22 protein-coding genes and 1 pseudogene are annotated in these 20,508 nt (G+C 70.2%); 8 read left to right on the top strand and 15 right to left on the bottom strand.

Annotated features, from left to right (window positions below; translation table 11 throughout):
* Positions 1–9: 9 nt before the first annotated feature.
* The 10 genes from IE278_RS15230 to IE278_RS43180 all read right to left on the bottom strand — a co-directional run bounded on the left by IE278_RS15230 (position 10) and on the right by IE278_RS43180 (position 6,613).
* Positions 10–561 carry a hypothetical protein gene (locus tag IE278_RS15230; RefSeq protein ID WP_189772591.1) on the bottom strand — a complete coding sequence of 184 codons (552 nt, stop codon included), beginning with the start codon at positions 559–561 and terminating at the stop codon, positions 10–12.
* Positions 558–2,027 carry a UvrD-helicase domain-containing protein gene (locus IE278_RS15235; protein WP_213089727.1) on the bottom strand — a complete coding sequence of 490 codons (1,470 nt, stop codon included), beginning with the start codon at positions 2,025–2,027 and terminating at the stop codon, positions 558–560. The genes IE278_RS15230 and IE278_RS15235 overlap by 4 nt, the downstream gene beginning before the upstream one ends.
* Positions 2,028–2,101: 74 nt before the next feature.
* Positions 2,102–3,433, bottom strand: coding sequence for an AAA family ATPase (locus IE278_RS15240; protein WP_189772593.1), 1,332 nt, complete (start codon positions 3,431–3,433; stop codon positions 2,102–2,104).
* Entirely contained in the window at positions 3,430–3,729 is a 300-nt protein-coding gene (locus tag IE278_RS15245) for a hypothetical protein (RefSeq protein WP_189772595.1), read from the bottom strand. The genes IE278_RS15240 and IE278_RS15245 overlap by 4 nt, the downstream gene beginning before the upstream one ends.
* The gene (locus IE278_RS15250; protein WP_189772596.1) at positions 3,726–4,025 is read right to left on the bottom strand and encodes a hypothetical protein; all 300 of its coding nucleotides are present in this window, start codon (positions 4,023–4,025) and stop codon (positions 3,726–3,728) included. Before IE278_RS15250 ends, IE278_RS15245 begins: the two co-directional genes overlap by 4 nt.
* A complete protein-coding gene (locus IE278_RS15255; protein WP_189772597.1) occupies positions 4,022–4,603 on the bottom strand; it encodes a hypothetical protein in 582 nt (193 codons plus the stop codon). Before IE278_RS15255 ends, IE278_RS15250 begins: the two co-directional genes overlap by 4 nt.
* Entirely contained in the window at positions 4,600–5,415 is an 816-nt protein-coding gene (locus IE278_RS15260) for a BN159_2729 family protein (RefSeq protein ID WP_189772598.1), read from the bottom strand. Before IE278_RS15260 ends, IE278_RS15255 begins: the two co-directional genes overlap by 4 nt.
* The gene (locus IE278_RS15265; protein ID WP_189772599.1) at positions 5,412–6,014 is read right to left on the bottom strand and encodes an RNA polymerase sigma factor; all 603 of its coding nucleotides are present in this window, start codon (positions 6,012–6,014) and stop codon (positions 5,412–5,414) included. Before IE278_RS15265 ends, IE278_RS15260 begins: the two co-directional genes overlap by 4 nt.
* Before the next feature lie 85 nt (positions 6,015–6,099).
* Positions 6,100–6,384, bottom strand: coding sequence for a helix-turn-helix transcriptional regulator (locus tag IE278_RS15270; RefSeq protein ID WP_246570331.1), 285 nt, complete (start codon positions 6,382–6,384; stop codon positions 6,100–6,102).
* On the bottom strand, positions 6,275–6,613 hold the full coding sequence (locus tag IE278_RS43180; RefSeq protein ID WP_189772600.1) for a helix-turn-helix domain-containing protein: 339 nt from the start codon (positions 6,611–6,613) through the stop codon (positions 6,275–6,277). Before IE278_RS43180 ends, IE278_RS15270 begins: the two co-directional genes overlap by 110 nt.
* 175 nt (positions 6,614–6,788) lie before the next feature.
* Between IE278_RS43180 and IE278_RS15280 the strand changes: the two genes are divergently transcribed.
* The 3 genes from IE278_RS15280 (at position 6,789) to IE278_RS15290 (ending at position 9,289) form a co-directional block, all read left to right on the top strand.
* A complete protein-coding gene (locus tag IE278_RS15280) occupies positions 6,789–7,334 on the top strand; it encodes a hypothetical protein (RefSeq protein WP_189772601.1) in 546 nt (181 codons plus the stop codon).
* Positions 7,335–7,544: 210 nt separating this feature from the next.
* Entirely contained in the window at positions 7,545–7,994 is a 450-nt protein-coding gene (locus IE278_RS15285; protein ID WP_189772610.1) for an ImmA/IrrE family metallo-endopeptidase, read from the top strand.
* A complete protein-coding gene (locus IE278_RS15290; RefSeq protein ID WP_189772612.1) occupies positions 7,958–9,289 on the top strand; it encodes a tyrosine-type recombinase/integrase in 1,332 nt (443 codons plus the stop codon). Before IE278_RS15285 ends, IE278_RS15290 begins: the two co-directional genes overlap by 37 nt.
* A gap of 138 nt (positions 9,290–9,427) precedes the next feature.
* Here IE278_RS15290 and IE278_RS15295 read toward each other — a convergent pair whose 3' ends face one another.
* Complete coding sequence (locus tag IE278_RS15295) at positions 9,428–10,327, bottom strand: 3-hydroxybutyryl-CoA dehydrogenase (protein ID WP_281403180.1); 900 nt, start codon at positions 10,325–10,327, stop codon at positions 9,428–9,430.
* Between the two features lie 147 nt (positions 10,328–10,474).
* Here IE278_RS15295 and IE278_RS15300 point away from each other — a divergent pair, with 147 nt between their 5' ends.
* Positions 10,475–11,767, top strand: a complete 1,293-nt coding sequence (locus IE278_RS15300; RefSeq protein ID WP_444546110.1) for a glycoside hydrolase family 10-like protein — start codon at positions 10,475–10,477, stop codon at positions 11,765–11,767.
* Position 11,768: 1 nt separating this feature from the next.
* On the opposite strand, the gene IE278_RS15305 is transcribed toward IE278_RS15300, so the two are convergent.
* Both IE278_RS15305 and IE278_RS15310 read right to left on the bottom strand, forming a co-directional pair.
* Entirely contained in the window at positions 11,769–11,966 is a 198-nt protein-coding gene (locus IE278_RS15305) for a DUF1918 domain-containing protein (protein WP_189772617.1), read from the bottom strand.
* A gap of 93 nt (positions 11,967–12,059) precedes the next feature.
* Entirely contained in the window at positions 12,060–13,031 is a 972-nt protein-coding gene (locus IE278_RS15310) for a DMT family transporter (protein WP_189772619.1), read from the bottom strand.
* Here IE278_RS15310 and IE278_RS15315 point away from each other — a divergent pair.
* From IE278_RS15315 to IE278_RS15325, 3 genes are all read left to right on the top strand, one after another.
* Positions 13,030–14,508 (top strand): aminotransferase-like domain-containing protein, encoded by a 1,479-nt coding sequence (locus IE278_RS15315; RefSeq protein WP_189772621.1) that lies wholly within the window; start codon positions 13,030–13,032, stop codon positions 14,506–14,508. The genes IE278_RS15310 and IE278_RS15315 overlap by 2 nt on opposite strands.
* A 17-nt stretch (positions 14,509–14,525) precedes the next feature.
* The gene (locus IE278_RS15320; RefSeq protein WP_189772623.1) at positions 14,526–14,963 is read left to right on the top strand and encodes a GNAT family N-acetyltransferase; all 438 of its coding nucleotides are present in this window, start codon (positions 14,526–14,528) and stop codon (positions 14,961–14,963) included.
* 123 nt (positions 14,964–15,086) lie between these two features.
* Positions 15,087–15,671, top strand: a complete 585-nt coding sequence (locus IE278_RS15325; protein WP_189772625.1) for a histidine phosphatase family protein — start codon at positions 15,087–15,089, stop codon at positions 15,669–15,671.
* Between the two features lie 43 nt (positions 15,672–15,714).
* On the opposite strand, the pseudogene IE278_RS15330 reads toward IE278_RS15325, so the two are convergent.
* Positions 15,715–16,155, bottom strand: a pseudogene (locus tag IE278_RS15330) (DUF6314 family protein); the annotation flags it as partial.
* 134 nt (positions 16,156–16,289) lie between these two features.
* Here IE278_RS15330 and IE278_RS15335 point away from each other — a divergent pair.
* A complete protein-coding gene (locus IE278_RS15335; protein ID WP_189772626.1) occupies positions 16,290–18,806 on the top strand; it encodes an alpha-L-arabinofuranosidase family protein in 2,517 nt (838 codons plus the stop codon).
* A 63-nt stretch (positions 18,807–18,869) separates the two neighbouring features.
* Here the strand turns inward: IE278_RS15335 and IE278_RS42260 are convergent, their stop codons facing one another.
* A complete protein-coding gene (locus IE278_RS42260; protein WP_246570332.1) occupies positions 18,870–20,498 on the bottom strand; it encodes a protein kinase domain-containing protein in 1,629 nt (542 codons plus the stop codon).
* Between the last annotated feature and the right edge of the window lie 10 nt (positions 20,499–20,508).

Raw genomic sequence — 20,508 nt, forward strand, 5'->3', positions numbered from 1 at the left:
TGACGGGCGTCACTCGAAGAACTCGGGGGCGCCGATGTACGTCTTGTGCTGCTTGTAGTGGCGGTCCGCGGCCCTTCTGGCCTTGCGGCACAGCTCGTCCACCGGCTCCCGATTGCGTTTGTGTCGCCGGGCTGCCTGGTACGTTCCGCATCGCGCGAGCGGCTTGGGCGGGGCCTTGAGTGCCGCCTTGCGGGCTGCTTCGGTAAGGCCTTGGTCTCGGGCTCGGCTCAGCGCGTCGTGCAGCGGAGTGTCCGCGCTGGGAAACCAACGATCGAGGGCCCTGTAGTCGACCCCGAGCAGCTTCGCGATCGTGTGGTGCTCGATGCCCTGACACCGCTGGCGCAGGAGATCCGCCGCATAGGCCGCTTCGGGCGCGGTGAGCTTCCAGCCGTTACGGCGGCCGTTCACCGCGAGCTCGACGGCGACCAAGTCCAGGCAGCAGACGAGCCCGTCGGGGGTGGCCATCCACACGGTGGGGACGGACAGAGTGGTGACGGGGATCCAGTCGCGCTCACGTCCGACCGGGACACCGCGGTGGGATGGGCGGTTCTGGAGCTTCATTCGCGCACCGCCGTCACGGTCGACACCCAGGCGAGGGCGGTGTCGTCGAGTTGCTCGCGGGCCCGGGTCACGGCGACGTACGCCAGGCGGGCTTCCTCGCGCGGCAGGATCACCAGACCGGTGGACTGGTCGGGCTTCGGGGCCCGGAAGTCGCCGTGGATGCGGACCGCCGGCCACTCGCGGCCCTTGGATCTGTGAGCGGTCGATACGACGAGCTCGGCCTGCTGCTCGGAGACCAGTCCGTCCGCTGCGGCGACGATCCGAGCGGGGCCGTGCTCATCGATGAGCTTCGTGAGCACTTCGAGTGAGCTGTCTTCCTCGGCCGCGTACTGACGGACGTCGTCCCAGGACGCGAACCCGCACAACTCGGGGTGGTCGGTTGGGCGACCACCCTGGAGGGCTTCGGCGGCCCACGCGAGGTTCTTGATGGCGGCACCGCCCCCGACGAGCGCGACCTTCCGCCCGGCTGCGAGGCCTTCCATGACGATGCCCATCGCGCCTGCGTTGGTGCGGCAGAGGATGGCGTCCGGGACGTCGAGCGGGCCGACGGTGGACTCGGCGGCCTCCCAGCCGGTGAGGCGGAGCGGGGCGTCGATGAGGCGGAGCCATTCGTTGGCGCGGGCGGCGATGGCCGGACCGAACCGGAAGCTTTGCGAGAGCGTGAGTTCCGGGCAGCCGAGCTCGTGGACGAAGCCTTCGAGCGCGTCGTTCGCGCCGCGCCAGCTGTAGATCTGCTGGGCGGAGTCGCCGACGGCGATGCGCTGGGCGTGCTCCTGGGCCAGGAGCACGGCGGAGAGCACGTCGTTGGTGTCCTGTGCCTCGTCGAGCAGCACAACGTCTGTGGGGATGGTGGGCTTCGAGAGCGCCCACATCTTCAGGTAGTGGTCGTGGGCGAGGTTGAGGACGCTGTCGTCGTTCTTCAGGTCGTCCCAGGCGGCGCGGGCGACGGGGAGGACGAGTTTGACGACCTCGCCGCGGTTCTTCTTGAGGCCGTCGTAATGCGGGATGTGCTTCTGGATGATCTCGTCGTCGGCGCTGTAGCAGTACCGGGTGACGGTGTCCAAGGCCATCCGCATGATGATCTTGGACGTCATGGCCTTCATGCCGCCGAGGTCCGTGAGGATCGTCGGCGTCGCGCCGATGATGCCGAGGATCGAGCGGACGTCGAGGGCCTGCGCGGCCTGGTGGGCGGTCTGGCGCGGGCGGCCGAGCCGCTGCCCGTACCTGGGGTCGAAGGCCAGGCCATGGCCGGTCTTGGCCATGACGTTGGACGGAAAGCTGCGGCGGGCGTCGGACGCGATGGCCGAGTTGTAGGCGACGTAGGTCATGCGCCTACGCGCGTCAGCCTGGGCAATCATGCGGAGCGTTGCGCTTTTGCCGCAGCCTGCGCCGGCCTGGAGGACGAGGTCGAGTCCGTCGCCGTACGAGTCGATCGCCTCGGCCTGTTCGATGGTCGGATTCACCACTGGGGTGCACCTCCTTTCTGGGGTGCGGGCCCGCCCCAGGGAGGGGTAGGGGCGGGCCCGCGGTCAGTGGTGAATCAGGCGGGCTGAGGGACGGAGCGACGGGCGTCCTGCTCGGCGATCTCCCGGGCAGCGTCTTCCAGGCCACGCACCATGGCGGCGAAGTCGGAGGCTGCGGTCTCGCCGCGCTCGCCGTAGTTGGTGAGCGTGTCGAGGAGGGTTTGGGCCTCGTCCTTGGTCAGCTCGTTCGCGGTGCCGATCTGGCGGCCGATGATCAGAGCGGTGGCGCGCAGTCGGTGCTCGCGGGAGTCTTTGGAGCCGAGGCCGACCTTGGTGAAGCAGGCGTGCATCATCCGCATCTGCGGGGCCGTGACGGGCGTAGGGCCCTGGTCCTGCCCGGGGTCGGCCGGGGGGTCCAGCGGCGCGGCGCGGGTCTCTTCCGCCGGGCGGCTGTCGTCGGCCTGCCCGGCGGTCGTGGCCGACGAGGGCGGTGGCGGGCTCGTGACGCCCGTCGTGACGGGCTTGACGGCCTGCCCGTACTCGACGATGACGGGCCCGAGCTTCGCGGGAGCGCCGGTCTTCGGGTGCATGAGGTCGGCGCCGAGCAGGTTCCGCCCCTTGGCCCGCCCGTGGAGTTCCAGCGCCTTCTCATACGTCAGACCGTCGGCGATGAGCTCGTCCACGATGACCTGCACCGGGTCGACGCCCTGGCCGAGCTGCTCCAGGATCGCCTCGGCGAAGGCCTCACCGGGGTGGTGGACGCAGGCGCCGTTCAGAGCCGTGTACCGGGTCTTGGTGACGGTGCCGGTGCCGGCGACCATGTCGATCACGACGTCGACTTCGTACTCGGCCCCCTCACGCTGGACGGTCTTGACGCCGACCTTCGTGACGTTCTTGCCCTCCATCGAGTACTCGTTCTTCGTTCGCATGGTGACGATCACGTGACCCGGGAAGTTGAGCAGCGCGTCGAGCATGTCCTGCTCCAGCTCGTTCACCGGGCCCCAGGCCGTGAACTTGCCGCCGTAGTTCCCCGCCTTCTTCGACTCCTCGTCGACTCGGGCGAGGAGTCCGCCCTTGCCCGCCCAATAGTGCGACCAGCTGTCGATGATCAGGACGGCGAGGCGAGCCTCCTCGGCTGACTTGACCGCGGCGATCAGGTTCTCCGGGGAGCAGAACGCCATCGGCAGGTGGACGAATTCGTGCGCCTCGATGTCCGGACGGCCGGGCACGGGGGCGTACTTGAGGGCGGAGCCGCGCTCGGAGTCGACCACGCCGATCAGACCGCCAGCCGCGAGTGCTTCGGCCATGCGCAGGGACGTCTTGGTCTTGCCGGAGCCGCCGGGGCCCTGAACGGCGATGCGGGCTTTGGCCGTTTCGCGGGTCGCCGGGGCGAAGGTGAAGGTGCTCATGAGGTGCTCCGGGGGTCGCGCTGGGTGGGCGGGGTGAAGCCGCGAGGGTTCGTGGCGAACTGGCGGACGAGGTTGACGGTGCGGATCGCGGCGCCGAGCTTGTGGCGCTTCACACGGACCGCGCTGCTGCTGTCGGCCTCAGCCGGTCGGTACTGCGCTTCGACGGCCTGCTCGACCGCGTCCGCGAGCTCCTGGCCGAACTCCGTGCGGAGCTCGCCGAGGAGGGCCGCGGCGTCTGTTTCGCTGAGCGGCTGACCGCTGGTGAGGGCCTGGTGGGCCTTGCTGTAGGCGTTCACGGGGCGGTGACCTCCCCGCGTAGGACCTGCACGGCGGCGAACGTCCGGGTGATCCGGTCCGCGGGCTGGTCGGTCACGGAGGCGGTGAGGTCCTCCCACCGTCCTCCGCCGAGGTGGTGGGTGAAGCTGATCAGCCGGCCGTACTTGGCGTGCCGTCGCGCCTCGCTGAAGGCCTTCCGCCGGTCGCTGGTGGCGAACTGGCTGCCTTCCAGGGGCCCGTAGAGGTTGCGGGAGTGGACAACGTACGTACGGGTGTTGGCGGTCCGTTCCTTGCCGTGGTGGCGACGTCGCTTCACTCGGCGGCCTCCGGGTCGTACTCGGAGTCGAGCTCCAGAGCGGTCACGATGTAGCCGGTCGGCCGCTCGTCCTCGCCGAAGGCGGCGACCAGCTCGGCGACGCGGTCCTCGTCGTCCTCGATCCAGTCGAGAGCGGCGCCCGGGATGTCACGCCGGCTCATGGCCTCGCAGTGCGCGCGGGCCGCGGCCTCGGTGCCGTAGTGGCCGAGGACGATGCCGGAGTCCGGGTGCTCGGCGCGGTAGACGGCGGTCGGTGCGGCCTCCAGCTCACTGAGACGCTCGATTTCCGCCTCGGCGTCGAGGAGGCGGCGCAGGACCGGCGCCATCCGCTCCCCCATGTAGGAGGAGAGGTTCATGCAGTAGAGGTCCTCCCACGTTGGGTGTTCGTGCTCACATCGGTTCCGCACGGCGTCCCCGAAGCCGAGCAGGAGTCCGGTGGTGGCGGGCTTCGCGTCCCCGAGCTGCTCGGAGAGCTTGGCGCGCTGCTCCGGTGTCAGCGGGGTGGCGTCGCCACCGGGGACTGGGATAGCTCCAAGCTCACGGACGGCGGTCTCGGTGTCACGGATCGGCTCGCTCATGCGCGCTCACCGCCCTCGGTACCCGTCATGACGGGCGTGGCCTGCGGTGACGGGGTGTCCGTGACGGGCGTCAGCGGCCCGTTGAGGCAGGCGACGTTCGCCAGCGTGCAGCGCTCCGGACGTCCGTCGACGGACAGCAACGGCATCCCGTCCGCCGTACGCACGCCCTGGTAGAACCAGACGTCACCGCCAGCGTCGCGCTGAGGCCGCGCCAGGTCGTAGACGATCCCGTCCAGCTCGTACGGAGCCTTCGCGATCTCCGTCGCGAGCGTCCGGGCCTGCGGCAGGTCGTACGCCACGACCGACACCCGGACACCATCCCGGTAACCGTCGCCGCGGACCATGTAGGGGAGCGCGGTCTCCGTGTCGTGCTGGACCCCGAAGTACCGGCGCCACTCGCCCCACTGGGCCTGATTCGTGATGTGGAGGGCTACCAGGACGCGGTCGCCGTCCAACTGCACGCTCTGGTACGAGGGGTGCGAGCCGACCTGGCGCTGGATGACGTCCGCGACGCGGCGGGCTCGCTCGCAGGACTGGTCCCACGCTCGGGCCTGCTGCTCCAACTCGGTCAGCTCCGGCTGCTCCACCGGCGCCGAGGGCTGCGAGAGCTCCGGACCCTCGGGGTGCGCTTGGTGCTCACGCGCCCAGTCACCGGCAGGCGTGCGCCGAAGGACTGCGCCGAACGAACGCTCCGGGTCGACGAGCAGCTGCGCGCCGTCGAGGGCGTGGACGATGGCGGCTGCTGGGTCGCTACCGCTGGAGGCCAGCGCCGCACGGACGATGCGGACTGCCTGGGGGAGGTTCTTGTTCATGCCGACACCGCCTGGTCCGTGAGGACACGCCGCATGGTGTGCACCGCGCGGAACTGGAGGGTCTTGGTCGCACTCAGGTTCTTGTGCATGCGGATTGCGATCTCCGGGAACGACAGCCCTTCAACGAACCGCAGCCGCACGCACTCGCGCTGGGAGACGGTGAGGGACTTCAGCGCGACGACCGTCGTCTGGACCGCCTCGACGATGTCGAGCTCCCGCAACGCGGTCAGCTCTGCGGAGAGCACGCTCTCGTCCACATCCCGAATCTGGCCGACGGGGATTTCCAGACGGAACCGCGCCGACCGGGTGTAGTCGAGGTGGATGTTCCGGGCGATGGTCATGAGCCAGGCGCCGAAGCCACCGCCGCGCTCGGCGTGGAACGTCTCCAGGCGGCTCAGGGCCCGCAGGAACACGTCCTGGGTCAGGTCCTCGGCGAGGGGGCGGTTCATGGTGCGCCGGTCGAGGTAGGTGAACACCTGGGGCCGGAACTCGTTGTACAGAGTGGCGAAGGCGTCGCGGTCGCCTGCAGCGGCTCGGGCGACCAGTTCGGTCACCGAGCCTCCCGGTCGACTGATCTTGGCGTTAGCCTGGGAAGACACAGTCGAATCTCCTTTTCTGTAGAGGGCTTTCGGGTTGTGCAGAGGGCCGCTTCGGGTCGCATCCGGGGCGGCCTTCGTCTGTGCGTCAGGCACGGGCCTGGCGGGCGCGGCCGCGGCGGGCGGTGCGCTCGGCGGGCCGGTGCTCGGTGGTCGTGCCGCGGTGGGACGGCTTGTCGCCGGCCAGCCGCTCGGCCTCGAAGGCCTCGACCGCGGAGAGCGGAAACAGGACAGCTCGGCCGCGCTTGAATCCGTGGGGGGCTTTACCGCGGTGACGTGCGACGTAGATCGCCGTCTTCGTGGTCTTCCATCGCGCGGCCAGCTCGGCCACGTTCAGGTGGGGGGAGCTTTCGCTCTCGGCCGGGGGTGTCATCAGTTGCCTCGTCTTCGCTTCGTGTGATCTCAGCGATGGCAGCCCGGGTCTCCCGTGCGGATCGCAGCTGTACGGCGATCCGCTTCACGACGCCCGGACTGGGTCTGGCCTGGTTGGTCTCGATTCGCGACAGGTACGAGGCAGAGATCCCGATGTGGCTGGCGAACTCGCGCAGGCCGTAGCCCGACTCCTCGCGACTGCGCCGGATGATCTCTCCTTGCGCCTTCACGCTGGAAAGATTAGGAAAGATCCAGCAGTGATGCAAGTGATGTGTAGGAAAGATTAGGAAAGATTACGAAGTGGCAGGTCAGAGGCCCGAAGTCGTCTGTTGAAGCGGCGCGCCACGGGGGTACTTTGTTTCCGGACGTTGCCTGACGTTGCCTGCGGAGCGAGCGGAGACCGAGATGAAGTACGCCCCCGAGATGTGGGCAGTGCTCGGCCGCGCCATCCGCGCGGATCGAGAACGGCAGGGTCTCTCCCTCAAGCAGCTCTCGGCCCGAGTCGCCAAGCTCGGCGGGCAGGCGAGTGACCGGAGTATCGGGAGTCTGGAACGCGGCGTGGTCCCGAAGCGGGGCGACAAGCCGCCGACGCTGGAACCGACCGTCGCCGCCCTCGGATGGCTGCCCGGCTGGGCGGACCGCATCCTCGCCGGAGAGGACCCGAGTGTGGTCCTGCAGCGCTCGGAACGGCCCGCTCCTGAAGAGTCGCCCCGTGCTCACCTGCTGGAACTCGTGCCGACGGTCTACGAATTCAGCCGGACCGCGGCCGGCCTCGGCGCTCCGTCAGGCCTCCGTGACGAGTTCGACCAGCTCGTCCAGCGGATCCTCTCCGCAGTGGCTCCGGACGGTCGGTCGTACGCCCTTGCTGCCTACCGTCCGCACGCTGCCGGCGAGGGCGTGCCGGTCGACGACGTGGCCCGGATCAACGACGCGCTCAACTCGAACGACTGACCTGTACAACCATTTCTGCGGCGCATCGGTCTACCCCCTGCCGCGATCCATGCGCTTGCTGCGCGTCGCGGTTGTCCCGTGGTGCCCGGATTCAGCACCGTGTGAAGTCAGTTGAAATATTTCCCACTGTTTCCTTCCCGTACCTGTGTGTGATCAGGTAAACATGACGATCTGACGCGCTTCCCACCCGTCCATTTCCCTGGGGGGCGCATGTCCGCAGCTCAGTTGCTATCCACCGGTATCCACTACGCGCCAGCCGCGATCTTGGACGATCTCGGGATCGTCGTCATCCGGACGTGGCTGCGTGATACGTGGGGAGCCTGGTGTCGCGACCGCCAGCGCATCGTCATCGCCTCCGGACTCAGCGAGGTGCAGGAACGATGCGTCCTCGCACATGAGCTGGAACACGCGCTGGCAGATGACGCTGAATGCTCCACTCCGCTTGCGCGGATCCGGCAAGAACGGCGCGCCGACCTTGAAGCATCCAGGAAGTTGGTAGCCATCTCGGACCTTGCCGAGGTCGCCCAATGGGCCGGTGACCCGCATACCGCTGCTGCGGAACTGCGCGTCACGGAACGCCTGTTGGAGGTCCGCCTCAACGACCTCGCAGGGGAGGGCTGGCCGTGGCGTCCACAGGATGGATCGAGGACCGCTGGCTGAAGAAGCGCAAGGACCCGAAGACCGGCAAGCGCGAACGCACCGAGCTCTGGGGCTCCAAGACGATGCGGTACCGGGTCTGCGGCATCCCCGGCGTCAAGAAGAGGTCCTTCGAGACGCTGGAGGAGGCCAAAGACTGGAAGGCCGCGACGATCGTCGCGGTCAAGAAGCACGAGTTCGTCGACGAGCGCGACGGAGAGATCCTCCTCGGCGACTACGTCACAGACGAGTGGTGGCCCAAGCGCGACGACCCGGTCAACACCGCCGGCCCCATGAAGTCGAAGATCTTCAATCACATCGTCGACAGTCAGCTCGGCCGTACGCCAATGAACCTGATCGACGAGGACGCCCTCATCGACTGGAAGCGCGAGCTCAAGGGCCGCGGCCTCGCGCCCGCCACGATCGAGGTGATCTGGAACCATCTGTCCAGCATCTTCAAGGCCGCAGTCGGCCGGCGCATCGCGAAGAACCCGTGCAAGAGCGTGGACAAGGGCGTGCGGCCCACCACGAGCAAGGGGACGAAGGCGCGCGCCTGGGCCAGGACCGAGGCCCGCGCGATCCGCACGGCCATGCCGGACCGGTACCAGGTCATCGCGGATCTGGGCATGTTCAGCGGTCAGCGGCAGGGGGAGTGCTTCGGATTCAGCCCTGAGGACATTGACCGCGAGCTCATGGTGCTGAACGTGCGTCGCCAGCTGCTGTGGGAGAACGGTACGAAGCCCTTCTTCAAACTGCCCAAGGGCGACAAGGAGCGGCAGGTCCCACTCTCGCCCACGCTGCTGAGGTTCCTCGACGCTCACGGCAATCGGTTCCCGTCGGTGAAGACGAAGTTGCCGTGGCTGGGTCCGGGCAATGATGGAAAGGACGAGGCGACCGTGCCGCTTCTGGTGACGACCTGGCATAAGAACCGGATGAACCCGAACACCTTCAACGACCGGACGATGAAGCCGGCCCTCGCAGCGGCCGGGCTGATTGCCGAGCGCGACAAGGAGAAGTCGAAAGGTCGGTGGGGCTGGGAGGCCTCGCGCGAGATGATGCACCACCGCTGGCGACACACCTACGCGAGCGTCCAGCTCGGCGCTGGCGAGGATCCGATCTCGGTGTCCCATTGGATGGGGCACGCGTCGCCGGACATCACCCTGCGGATCTACGCCCACTTCATGCCGGACCGTGGGAACCGTGGTCGGACGGCGGTCGACAGGTGGCTGGAGCCGGAGCTGAAGCAGGGGGGTGCCGCGTCGGCGCCGCGGCTGCGCGCGGTGAGTTCCGAGGGGGACGGATCGGAGGGAGTCGCGTGAGGTCCGGCCGGAACCCCCTCACAACTCCCTTGGCCGTGTGGCGAGTTGCCGGAGGCCGCTTCCCGATCATGGGGGAGCGGCCTCCGGCGTGTTCCGGTGATCACTTTCGCGGTGCCGCGAAAGTGATATCGGTGCAGGTCAGGCGTAGGCGTAGAAGCCCGACCCCGACTTCCGCCCAAGGCGCCCCGCGTCAACCATCCGCTGGAGCAGCGGCGGGGCCGCGTACAGCGGTTCCTTGTACTCCTCGTACATCGAGTACGCGACCGAGGCCACCGTGTCGAGGCCGATGAGGTCGGAGAGCTTGAGCGGCCCCATCGGGTGCGCGCACCCCAGCTCCATGCCGTTGTCGATGTCCTCGCGACTCGCCATGCCGGACTCGAACATCCGGATCGCGGAGAGCAGGTACGGGATCAGCAGCGCGTTGACCACGAAGCCCGAGCGGTCCTGGGCGCGGATCGCGTGCTTGCCGAGGATCTTCTCCACCAGGGACTGCGCCCGGCTGATGGTGCCCTCGGAGGTGGTCAGCGCCGGGATCAGCTCGACGAGCTTCTGCACCGGGGCCGGGTTGAAGAAGTGGATGCCGATGACCTGGTCGGGGCGCGAGGTGGCGACGGCGAGCTTCACCAGCGGGATGGAGGAGGTGTTCGAGGCGAGGATCGCGTCCTGGCGCAGCACCACCTGGTCGAGGACCTGGAAGATCTCCGTCTTCACCTGCTCGTTCTCGACGACCGCCTCGATCACCAGATCGCGGTCGGAGAACTCGCCGAGGTCGGTGGTGAAGGAGAGCCGGTCCTGGGTGGCGGCCCGCTCCTCCTCGGAGATCTTGCCGCGCTCGGCGGCCTTGGAGAGCGAGTTGTAGAGCCGGGTCCGGCCAATCTCCAACGCCTCACCAGTGGTCTCGGCGACCTTCACATCCAGGCCGGCGCGGGCGCACACCTCGGCGATGCCCGCTCCCATCTGGCCGCAGCCCACCACTCCGACGCGTTCGATGTCGGTCACATCGTCCCTTTCGCTCTCACTGTCCGCTCTCACTGTCATGGGTCCGGCGGGTGTCCGTTGTCCGGTACCCGCCGACGCCACGCACGTTACTCCGGATCTGTCCTTGTACGACGGGCCGGGTCGGGCATGCTGTGCGAGGTAAACGGTCCGTGACCGGGCGGACCCACTGTGTTTGGGGTGTACGGCATGGGGCGTATGTCACGACGGGGATTCGCGATGACCGCGGCGGCCGGACTGTCGGGACTCGTCACGGCGGGAGTGGCTGTGGCGGCGGAGATGTCCGGGGGAGGGGGCGGCGGTGGAGGGGACAGGGGCGGGCACGGCGGCCGTCGGCCCCGGCGCCGGGACCGCGCCGGCGCGCTGCGCGGTATGTGGCTGGCGACCGTGGCGAACCGCGACTGGCCCTCGAAGCCCGGTCTGACCGCGGACCGGCAGCGCGCCGAACTGCTCGCGCACCTCGACACGGCGGTGGAGCGCCGGCTGAACGCCGTGATCTTCCAGGTGCGCCCCACGGCCGACGCCCTGTGGGCCTCGCCCTTCGAGCCCTGGGCGCAGTGTCTGACCGGGGTGCAGGGCCAGGACCCCGGCTGGGACCCGCTGGGCACCGCCGTGACGGAGGCCCATGCGCGGGGCCTCGAACTGCACGCCTGGTTCAACCCGTACCGCGTCGCCAACCACACCGACCCGACACGGCTCGTCGCCTCGCACCCGGCCCGTGTCCACCCCGACTGGATCGTGCCCTACGGCGGGAAGCTCTACTACAACCCCGGTCTGCCCGAGGTCCGTGCCTTCGTGCAGGACGCGATGCTGGACGCGGTGGGGAAGTACGCCGTGGACGCCGTCCACTGGGACGACTACTTCTATCCGTACCCGGTCGCGGGCCAGGTCTTCGACGACGACGCCGCGTACGCCGCGCACGGCGGGCAGTTCCCCGACCGGGCCGCCTGGCGGCGCGACAACATCGACCGGCTGGTCCTGGAGACGGCCGCCCGGCTCAAGGAGGTCCGGCCCGGCACGCGGTTCGGGATCAGCCCCTTCGGGGTGTGGCGCAACGCCGGCACCGACCCGACGGGCTCGGACACCCGGGCCGGCGTGCAGACGTACGACGACCTGCACGCGGACACCAGGAAATGGGTCCGGGAGAACTGGATCGACTACATCTGCCCGCAGCTGTACTGGAACATCGGTCTCGCCGCGGCCGACTACGCCAAGCTCGTCCCCTGGTGGTCGCAGGTCGCGCGGGGCAGCAGGACGAAGCTGTACGTGGGCGAGGCGCTCTACAAGGCCGGTGACCCGGCGCAGCCCGCGGCCTGGCAGGACCCGGCCGAGCTGTCCCGGCACCTCACCCTCGCCGCGGACCACCCGGAGGTGGGCGGACACGTCTTCTTCTCGGCGAAGGAAGTGGCCGCCGACCGGATCGGAGCCATGGCGAGGGTGGTCGCCGACCACTACCAGCAGCCGGCGAAGCCCTCACGCTGACCTATCCGGGGGTGTCCTCGCGGTGCTGGACCACGCAGTCGGGGCCGGGAGACATCAGGGTCTCGTGACCGTCCTCGAAGCGGACCCGGTACGGGGGACTCCCCTTCTGTCCGAGCACTTCGATGACTTCCGCGACCCGGTCGTGCTGCCCGACGATCCTGCCGTGCACCAGCAGATGGTCGCCTACGGTTGCCTGCATCTGTAGGGCCTCCTCGTTCCGCACGGGAGTGGCGATTCGTGACCGCAAGTCTACGGCGGGTAGCGCGCGTTGGGGCCGGGCCGTACGGACCGGTCAGCCCCGGGCCCGTTGGGTGACGGCGATGCAGACGAGCACGGCGGCGGCCGTCAGCGGAGCGGCCGGCGTCAGCTGCTCGCCCAGGAGCAGCACCGACCACACCAGGGTGAGCAGCGGCTGGGCCAGTTGCAGCTGGCTGGCCTTCGGTATGCCGATCGCGGCCATCCCGCGGTACCAGACGACCAGGCCGACGAACTGCGAGCCGACCGCGACCCACAGCAGCCCGGTCACACTGTGCGCGGTCAGCTCCACGGGCTCGTACGACAGGGCGATCGCGGCCACCGGCACCGTGAGCGGCAGACACAGGACCAGCGCCCAGCCGATGACCTGCCAGCCCGGCATCACCCGGGCCAGCCGCCCGCCCTCCGTGTAGCCCGCCGCGCAGATCAGGAGGGCCCCGAAGAGGTAGGCGTCCGCGCTGCTCAGGGCGCCGCCGCTCTGCTGCACGGTGAACCCGATGACCACGGCGGCGCCCGCGGACGCCGCCGCCCAGAAGGTGCGCGAGGGGCGGGTGCCGACACGCAGGGCCGAGAACAGGGCGGTCGTCAGCGGGAGCAGACCGACGACGACCGCGGCGTGCGCGGTGGTCGACGTCTCCAGGGCGAGCGTGGTGAGCATCGGGAAGCCGAGGACGACTCCGGCGGCGACGACGGCGAGCCCCGCCCAGTGGCGGCGGCCGGGCGGCGGGACGCGCAGGGCGAGCAGACAGCCGCCCGCGACGACCGCGGCCAGGACGCTCCGCACGGCCACGAGCGACCAGGGACCGAAGCCCTCCAGACCCCACGCGGTGGCGGGGAAGGTGAGGGAGAAGGCGACGACGCCGAGCGCGGCCATGAGGGTCCCGGCCCGGGGGTCCGGCCGGCCCGCGTCCCGGAGGTCCCCGGACGGGCCGGCGTGCGTACCGGACGTGTGGGGCGGGGCGGGCACCGCTATCGAGGCCCGTGTGGTAGCGCTATTCTCTGCTCTCATGCATGAGCGTAGCAGTGTCGCTGATCTGGCCGATCGGTTGCGGAACGAGCTGGACCGCTACTCTCCCGGTGGAAAGCTGCCGTCCAGTCGCGTACTCGTCGAGCGGTTCCGGGTCAGTCCCGTGACCGTCTCCCGGGCGCTCGCCCAGCTCTCCGCCGAGGGCCTGGTGGTCACCCGGCCCGGGGCGGGCGCGTTCCGGGCCGAGCCGCGCGCCGCCGGGCCTGCCGTCGGGGACACCTCCTGGCAGGAGGTAGCGCTCAGCGCCGACGCCACGACCGAACTCGTACCCCGCACGGTGGACGCCTCGGGGGTGCTCGTCTCGCTGGCCGCCCCGCCGCCGGGAGTCATCGAGTTCAACGGTGGCTATCTGCACCCCTCGCTGCAGCCGGAACGGGCGATGGCCGCGGCGCTGTCCCGGGCGGGCCGTCGCCCCGGCGTCTGGGCGCGCCCGCCGGTGGAAGGGCTGCCGGAGCTGCGCGAGTGGTTCGCGCGGGGCATCGGCGGCGCCATCACGGCCGCCGAGGTGCTCATCACGGCCGGCGGCCAGTCCGGGCTGACCACCGCGCTGCGCGCACTCGCCCCGCCCGGCGCGCCGGTCCTCGTCGAGTCGCCCACCTATCCCGGCATGCTGGCGATCGCCCGCGCGGCCGGGCTGCGGCCCGTGCCCGTGCCCGTGGACCGGGACGGGGTGAAGCCGACCCTGCTCGCCGACGCCTTCCGGGCCACCGGCGCCCGCGTCTTCGTCTGCCAGCCGCTGTTCCAGAACCCGACCGGCGCGGTGCTCGCCCCCGAGCGGCGCGGCGAGGTGCTGCGGATCGCCCGCGAGGCGGGCGCGTTCGTCATCGAGGACGACTTCGTACGCCGTCTCGTGCACGACGACGCCGGACCGCTGCCGCGTCCGCTGGCCTCGGACGACCCCGACGGAGTCGTCGTCCACGTCTGCTCGCTGACCAAGGCGACCTCGCCGAGCTTCCGGGTGAGTGCCCTGGCCGCCCGCGGGCCCGTACTGGAACGGCTGCGGGCGATCCAGGTCGTCGACACCTTCTTCGTGCCGCGCCCGCTCCAGGAGGCGGCCCTGGAACTCGTCGGCTCGCCCGCCTGGCCCCGCCATCTGCGAGCCGTCTCGGCCGAACTGCGGGTCCGGCGGGACGCGATGGCCGCCGCGCTGCGCCTGCAGCTGCCCGAACTCGCCCTGCCGCACATCCCGTCCGGCGGCTACCAGCTGTGGGTGCGCCTGCCCGACGGCACTGGGGGTACCTCCCAGGCTTTCGGCTCCGGGGGAGAGACGGCGCTCCTGTCCGCGGCCCTGCGCGCGGGCGTGGCCGTCACCCCGGGCCGCCCCTACTTCAGCGCCGAGCCCCCGGCGGCCCACCTGCGGCTCAGCTTCGCGGCGGTCGCGAGCACTGCCGAGATCACCGAGGGTGTCCGCAGACTGCGCTCGGCCTGCGCCGAAATCGGTTCGACAGCGGGACCCTGACCTGGAACTCTCCCGCCATGACCGACATACCCAGCCTGCCCGAGGGCTACGAGATCTCCACCGACCGCGCGCGCATCGACGTGGGGAGGGTCCACCGCTGGCTCGCCACCGACGCGTACTGGGCGATGGACCGGCCGCGTGAACGGCACGAGCGCGCGATGGCCGGATCGCTCAACTTCGGGGTGTACGAGACGATTTCGGGCGACCAGGTGGCGTACGCGCGCGTGGTGACCGACGGGGCTACCTTCGCCTGGCTCTGCGATGTGTACGTGGACCGGGCCGCGCGGGGCAAGGGGCTCGGCACCGCCCTGGTCACCGCCGTACGCGACCACCTGCGGCCCATGGGCCTGCGCCGCGTGGTGCTCGCCACCCATGACGCGCACGGGGTCTACGAGAAGCTCGGGTTCAAGGTGCTCGACCGGCCCGACCGGTGGATGGCGCTGGGCCTCGAATGACGCTGCCGTGATTCTCCGCCCGTGCACCGTCCCGCGAAATTTGTGGGGGCCTTCGCGTGAGCATTCCGTGTGTGCCGTCGATCAGCTCTTGACCTGCGCAGTTCCGGCGCTCACGATCGCCGCATGCATGTTCGGGTCACGCTGATCGCCGCCGCCCGCGGTTCCTCGTTGCTCGCCGAGCGCTTCGACGACGACCGGCCGCTGGACCAGGCGGGCTGGGGCGAGGTGCAGCGCGTCGCCCACACCCTCGTACCGCTCGCCGCGGCCGAGCTGCGGTACTGCTCACCGACCCCGCGCAGCCGGTCCACCGGTGACGGGCTGGGGCTCTCGCCGCTGGCCCAACCGGCCCTGCGGGACTGCGACATGGGCCGCTGGCGCGGGCTGACCCTCGGGGAGGCGATGGCCCGTGAACCCGAGGCGGTGGACGCCTGGCTCGCCGACCCGTACTCCGCGGCCCACGGCGGCGAACCGCTCGCGGAGTTCGTCCAGCGGGTCGGCGGCTGGCTCGACACCCGCCCCGCCGACGACGGCGGCCGGATCGTCGCCGTGGCGGAACCCGCGGTCGTGCGCGCGGCGCTCGTCTACGCCCTGAGGGCGCACCCGTCGACGTACTGGAACTTCGACGTCCGCCCGCTGTCGACGGCCACTCTCATCGGCTGGGCCGGCCGCTGGAATCTGCGCTTCGACGCCCAGTACGACCGTCTGTGAGCCGGTGGTCGGGCGCGGGGTGCGGTCCGTCGTGAGTTGTCCGTCGTGAGTAGTCCGTCGTGAGGACCAGGTCCTTGGCGGGCCCGCCCACCCGCCACACCGTCCGCCAGCGGTCCGCGTCGTACACGGTGAACTCGCCGCGGTAGAGGTCCGCCGAGCACGGATGGTCGGCGACGTACCTGCCGGTGGCGAGGTCCAGGTCGTGGAAGGGGCGGCCGTCGGCGAACCGTACGTCGGCCCGGCTCGCCCCGTCACCCGGCAGGAACCTGAGGGTGCGCTCGGCGGGCCGGGCCACGCCCTGCCACACGAAGGTGCCGGACTCGTGGTGCAGCAGCCCCGGGCCGCCGTCGTCCAGCGGCCCGAACACCGTCGTCCCCTCGAAGGCGCCGCTCGCCCCGCTCGCGAGATCCCGCACGGAACGCTCCACGTGCCAGCTCCCGGCCAGATACGCCAGCACATCGCCCACCGGCCGGAATCCGGCCATCCCCTCCGTCACCGCGGCCTCTCCTGTCCAACCCATTGACGTGATCCTGCCCCCTACCTATCTTGCCGTTCGAAGTATTGATCAGTGTCCGGTATATCGAACATGATGCACCCTCTCAGAGCCGCGGAGGATCCATGTCACATGCCCGCACCCGCACTCGCTGGAGACTCGCCCTCACGGCCACCACCCTGCTGGCCGCCTCCTTCCTCGTCCCGCCCCCGGTGAACGCCGCCCCGGCGGACACCACTTCGACGAGCGCCGCCTCCGAGGACGTCACCGACTACGCGATCACCGTGGACCCGGCGTCCACGGGCGCGACGATCGACGACACCATGTACGGCGTCTTCTTCGAGGACATCAACCGGGCCGCGGACGGCGGTCTGTACGCGGAGCTGGTGCAGAACCGGTCCTTCGAGTACTCGACCGCCGACAACCGCTCGTACACCCCGCTCACCTCCTGGGCCACCACGGGCACCGCGGCGACCGCGGACGACGACGGCCGGCTGAACGCCCGCAACCGCACCTACCTCGCCCTGGGCGCCGACTCGTCCGTGACCAACTCCGGCTACAACAGCGGTATTTCGGTGGAGGAGGGCAAGACCTACGACTTCTCCGTCTGGGCCCGCACCGACGGATCCTCCGCCCTCACGGTGACCCTCCAGGACGCCGACGGCGAACTGGCACAGGCCCGCCGGGTCACCGCGCGCGGCGGCTGGGCCAAGTACACGGCACGCCTCACCGCCACCCGCACCAGCGCCGCCGGCCGCCTCACGGTGGCCTCGGACAGCCCTGCCGCGCTCGACATGATCTCGCTCGTCCCGCGCGACACGTACAAGGGCCACGGGCTGCGCGAGGACCTCGCCCGGAAGATCGCCGCCCTGGACCCCGCCTTCGTCCGCTTCCCGGGCGGCTGCCTGGTCAACACCGGCAGCATGAAGGGGTACGACGAGGAGTCCGGCTGGGAGCGCAGGCGCGCGTACCAGTGGAAGGACACGATCGGCCCGGTCGAGCAGCGCGCGACGAACGCCAACTTCTGGGGCTACAACCAGAGTTACGGCCTCGGCTACTACGAGTACTTCCAGTTCTCCGAGGACATCGGAGCCATGCCGCTGCCCGTGGTGCCCGCCCTCGTCACCGGCTGCGGCCAGAACCAGGCCGTCGACGACGACGCGCTCCTCAGGCGCCACATCCAGGACACCCTGGACCTCATCGAGTTCGCCAACGGACCGGTGACCAGTGAATGGGGCAAGAAGCGGGCCAGGATGGGCCACCCGAAGCCGTTCCGCCTCACACACCTCGCGGTCGGCAACGAGGAGAACCTGCCGAACGAGTACTTCGAGCGCTTCAAGCAGTTCCGCGCGGCCGTCGAGGCGACGTACCCGGAGATCACCGTCGTCTCCAACTCCGGCCCCGACGACAGCGGTTCGACCTTCGACACGGCCTGGAAGCTCAACCGGGAAGCGAACGTCGACATGGTCGACGAGCACTACTACAACAGCCCGCAGTGGTTCCTGCAGAACAACGACCGCTACGACTCGTACGACAGGAACGGCCCCAAGGTCTTCCTCGGCGAGTACGCCTCCCAGGGCAACACCTTCAAGAACGCCCTCGCGGAGGCCGCGTTCATGACCGGCCTCGAACGCAACGCGGACGTCGTGAAGCTCGCCTCGTACGCCCCGCTGCTCGCCAACGAGGACTACGTGCAGTGGCGCCCGGACCTGATCTGGTTCAACAACCACGCGTCCTGGAACTCCGCCAACTACGAGGTGCAGAAGCTCTTCATGCGCAATGTCGGCGACCGGGTCGTACCGTCGCGCGCGACCGGCACACCGTCGGTCAGCGGACCCGTCACGGGTGCGGTCGGCCTGTCGACGTGGGCGACGAGTGCCGCGTACGACGAGGTGAGGGTGACCGGCGCGGACGGCACGGAACTGCTCGCCGACGACTTCTCCGGTGACGCCTCGAAGTGGACCCACACGGGCGGCGGCAGCTGGAGCGTCCAGGACGGGCAGTACGTGCAGAGCGACGAGGCCGCCGAGAACACCATGGTCTCCGCGGGCGACCCCGCCTGGCACGACTACGACGTGCACGTGAAGGCCACCAAGAAGGCCGGCAAGGAGGGCTTCCTCGTCGCCTTCGGCGTCAAGGACACCGGCACCTACTACTGGTGGAACCTGGGCGGCTGGAACAACACCCAGTCCGCCGTCGAACAGGCCGTGGACGGCGGCAAGTCGACGCTGATCTCCAAGGCCGGGTCGATCGAGACGGGCCGCGCCTACGACATCGACATCAAGGTGCGCGGCCGGCAGGTGACCCTCCTCCTCGACGGCCAGGAGTGGGGCGGCTTCACCGACGACAAGCCCGCCGAGCCGTTCCGGCAGGTGATCACCAAGGACCAGAAGACCGGTGACCTGATCGTCAAGGTGGTCAACGCCCAGGCGGCGGACGCCCGTACGGCGGTCGACCTCGGGAGTGCGAAGGTCCGCTCGAAGGCCTCGGTGACCACCCTCGCCGCCGCCCCCGACGCCGTGAACACCGAGACGGACACGGCCGTCGCACCGGTCACGTCCACCTTCTCGGGAGTCGCGAGGAAGTTCACGTACACCTTCCCGGCGAACTCCGTGACGTTCCTGCGCATCAAGAAGGGATGAGCGGGCGGGTGGCCCGGGTGTGGTGACTCCACGCCCGGGCCGCCCGGCGGGAAGACGACCGGGTCAGCCCTTCTCGGTGGTGTCCTTGGTGCTCAGGAAGAGGTCCTGGCCGTTCTTCGTGACGGCGAAGCTGCCGTCGGCGCGGAGTTCCAGGACGGCCCCGCCGTCCGGGTAACCCGTGTTGGTGGCCCACACCGGCTTGTCGTCGGCGGTGTAGACGACCAGGTTGCCGTCCTCCTGGAACACGGCCTTGTAGTTCTCGCCCGAGGTGAGGGACGCCCAGGTGGCCTTGTCGTTCACGTCGTAGGCGACGAGGTTGCCGTCCGGCTGCATGACCAGCTTCATGTGCGCGGTCTGCAGGAACTCACCCGTCAGCAGGGTCCGCCGGGGCTCGACCGTCAGCGTCTCCGGCAGGGGAGCGGGGCTCGTCGGCTTCTCGCTCGCCGCCGGATCCTTCGCGTCGGCCGTGCTCCGGTGGGAGTCGCCGCGGCTCGCCGACGCCTTCGGGTCCTTGGCGCCGGTGGTCGAGCCGGAGCCCTCCAGGGCGACCGCGGTGGCCACCACGACGGCGACCGTGACGATCGCGCCGGCCGCGATGAGCGGTGTGCGGCGGCGCCAGACCGGCCGGGTGCCGCGCGGGGGCGTACCGCCCGGTCCGTCCGGTGGCGGAGAGGGCAGGAAGCGGGTCTGCGCGACGGTAGCCGGGGCCGGAGCGGGGGACGGTACCGGTGACTGGGGTAGGGCACCCGGCAGGGCGGCGGCGTCCACGGTGGCGGTGGGCGCGGTGGCGTCGACCCGTGTGGGCGCGTACGGCGCCGAGGGCGCGGGCGGAGCGGGCGGCGTGGGCGGAGCGGCGGCCGCCGCCGTGTCCGAGGCGGGCGCCATGGCGATGATCTGCTGGTAGGCGGGGTGCCGCACGATGTCGGTCTCGCTGGCGCAGAGTTCCACGATGCGCTGCGGCCCGGGGCGCTGCGCCGGGTCCTTGTGCGCGCAGAGGGCGATCAGCTCGGCCATCTCCGCGGGAACCCCGGCGAGGTCCATCTCCTCGTGGACGGTGCGGTAGGAGACGGTCGCCAACGCGCCCTCCCCGTAGGGCGCGCGGCCGGTGAGGCAGTAGGCCAGGGTGACGGCGAGCGCGAACACGTCGGACGGCGGTCCGGCCTCGCCCCGGGTCAGGCTCTCCGGGGCTATGAACCCGGGGGTGCCTATGGCGGTGCCGACCTGCGTGATGTTCGACATCTCGTCGCTGCGGGCGATCCCGAAGTCGATGAGCTGGGGACCGGTGGCGGACAGGATCACGTTCTGCGGCTTGATGTCCCGGTGCAGCACACCGTGTACGTGGACATCGGCGAGCCCTTCGGCCAGCGCGGCCAGCACGGCGCGAGCGAGGTCGACCGGGAAGGGGCCCGTCGCCGCGACCGCGTCGGCCAGCGTCGGGCCGGGCACGTACTCGGTCGCCATCCAGAACGGCGGGCTGTCCACCTCGGCGTCGATGAGCGCCGCCGTGAAGGCGTTGCGGATGGTCCCCAGGGTCTCCACCTCACGACGGAAACGCTGCAACGCCGCCGGGTCGTACTGGAGATGGGCGTTGATGACCTTGACCGCGGCGGGCCGTCCCCCGGGCGTCCGGCCGAGGTAGACGCTTCCCATGCCGCCGGAACCGAGCCGGCCGAGCAGACGGTAACGACCCATGTTCGTAGGG

It is taken from the genome of Streptomyces tauricus (genome assembly GCF_014650955.1).
GTDB classification, from domain to species: Bacteria; Actinomycetota; Actinomycetes; order Streptomycetales; family Streptomycetaceae; genus Streptomyces; species Streptomyces tauricus.

Excerpts from the sequence above, each read along its gene's own strand:
- IE278_RS15315 (WP_189772621.1), top strand. The coding sequence starts at position 13,030 with ATGCATGAGCGTAGCAGTGTCGCTGATCTGGCCGATCGGTTGCGGAAC.
- IE278_RS42260 (WP_246570332.1), bottom strand. The coding sequence starts at position 20,498 with ATGGGTCGTTACCGTCTGCTCGGCCGGCTCGGTTCCGGCGGCATGGGA.
- IE278_RS15270 (WP_246570331.1), bottom strand. The coding sequence starts at position 6,384 with ATGACACCCCCGGCCGAGAGCGAAAGCTCCCCCCACCTGAACGTGGCC.
- IE278_RS15255 (WP_189772597.1), bottom strand. The coding sequence starts at position 4,603 with ATGAGCGAGCCGATCCGTGACACCGAGACCGCCGTCCGTGAGCTTGGA.
- IE278_RS15295 (WP_281403180.1), bottom strand. The coding sequence starts at position 10,327 with ATGACAGTGAGAGCGGACAGTGAGAGCGAAAGGGACGATGTGACCGAC.
- IE278_RS15285 (WP_189772610.1), top strand. The coding sequence starts at position 7,545 with ATGTCCGCAGCTCAGTTGCTATCCACCGGTATCCACTACGCGCCAGCC.
- IE278_RS15335 (WP_189772626.1), top strand. The coding sequence starts at position 16,290 with ATGTCACATGCCCGCACCCGCACTCGCTGGAGACTCGCCCTCACGGCC.
- IE278_RS15325 (WP_189772625.1), top strand. The coding sequence starts at position 15,087 with ATGCATGTTCGGGTCACGCTGATCGCCGCCGCCCGCGGTTCCTCGTTG.
- IE278_RS15280 (WP_189772601.1), top strand. The coding sequence starts at position 6,789 with ATGAAGTACGCCCCCGAGATGTGGGCAGTGCTCGGCCGCGCCATCCGC.
- IE278_RS15320 (WP_189772623.1), top strand. The coding sequence starts at position 14,526 with ATGACCGACATACCCAGCCTGCCCGAGGGCTACGAGATCTCCACCGAC.
- IE278_RS15310 (WP_189772619.1), bottom strand. The coding sequence starts at position 13,031 with ATGAGAGCAGAGAATAGCGCTACCACACGGGCCTCGATAGCGGTGCCC.
- IE278_RS15305 (WP_189772617.1), bottom strand. The coding sequence starts at position 11,966 with ATGCAGGCAACCGTAGGCGACCATCTGCTGGTGCACGGCAGGATCGTC.
- IE278_RS15260 (WP_189772598.1), bottom strand. The coding sequence starts at position 5,415 with ATGAACAAGAACCTCCCCCAGGCAGTCCGCATCGTCCGTGCGGCGCTG.
- IE278_RS15240 (WP_189772593.1), bottom strand. The coding sequence starts at position 3,433 with ATGAGCACCTTCACCTTCGCCCCGGCGACCCGCGAAACGGCCAAAGCC.
- IE278_RS15300 (WP_444546110.1), top strand. The coding sequence starts at position 10,475 with ATGGGGCGTATGTCACGACGGGGATTCGCGATGACCGCGGCGGCCGGA.
- IE278_RS15230 (WP_189772591.1), bottom strand. The coding sequence starts at position 561 with ATGAAGCTCCAGAACCGCCCATCCCACCGCGGTGTCCCGGTCGGACGT.